The sequence below is a fragment of the Actinocrinis puniceicyclus genome, from assembly GCF_018283645.1.
GTDB lineage: Bacteria > Actinomycetota > Actinomycetes > Streptomycetales > Catenulisporaceae > Actinocrinis > Actinocrinis puniceicyclus.
Map to the genome: position 1 here is coordinate 1 of NZ_JAGSXH010000348.1, position 935 is coordinate 935.

The following is a 935-nucleotide window of genomic DNA, read 5'->3' on the forward strand; positions in this document are numbered from 1 at the left end:
ACCGAACCAGCCCCCGCACCAACGCCGAACGCCGCAACGGGCACACCCAGAAAGCCCGCTACACCATCACCATCGCCGAGTCGAATCTCCCCAAAGCGGACTGACCGGCCCTAACTTTAGGGCAGTGGGCCAGGAGCGGGAGGGGCCGGTCTCCCACAGGTTCTTGACCCCGAGCCGGTCGCGGATCAGGTGCTGGCGGAATGTCAGGAGGTTGTGCAGGTGGGAAAGGATCTCGTGGGCCTTCTCCGGGTCGTCCTTGGTGAAGGCGAAGCAGCGCGGTGCATGGCTGTCCCAGTCGGGTCCGCCCTTGCCGTCGATCACGGCGAACTGCACGAGCGGTGAGGGGGCGAGGGCGGCGAAGCGGTTGTCCAGCAGGTTGGTCTTGCCGTATCCAGCCAGGCCGGCGACCACGATCCCGGACACGTCGCTGGTTTTGACAGTGGCGTCGGTGCCGTCCTGGTCGGTGCCGACCAGCCACGAGATGACGGCCTGATCCGCGCCGCTGTCCGTGCTGGCAGTGGTATCGGTTGCGGTGGTCAGCGGGTCCCAGATCAGGGCACGGATGGTCAGGGTGCCGGCCCGGTTCTGTTCGACGCGGACGATCGGGACGCGCCAGGCATCGGCGAGGTGGTCGGCGGCCTTTTCGAGTTCGGCCAGGCCCACGCCCTCGATGGTGCGCAGTTCGATGCGTACGCCCCACCGTTCGCGCTTGACGCGGATTGAGGGGATCAGGACTCTGCGGGATGAGGTCGAGCCGGGGGAGGCGAGGAAGGGTCGTACGGTTTCCTCGACCGTCAGGCCGAGGCGGCGGGCGGTGCGCGGCCAGGTCCGCTTGATCCGGCGGCGGGTCTGCCACACGGCGTGGCGCTCCGGGCCGAGCACCAGCCGCAGGGCGAGGAGATAGGCGATGCGGAGGCAGGCGAGCGCGAAGAGCG

At 68.7% G+C, this 935-nt stretch carries 1 pseudogene; it reads right to left on the bottom strand.

The window, feature by feature from the left end:
• Positions 1-66: 66 nt before the first annotated feature.
• Positions 67-935 (bottom strand): annotated as a pseudogene (locus KGA66_RS29225) (FtsK/SpoIIIE domain-containing protein); the annotation flags it as partial.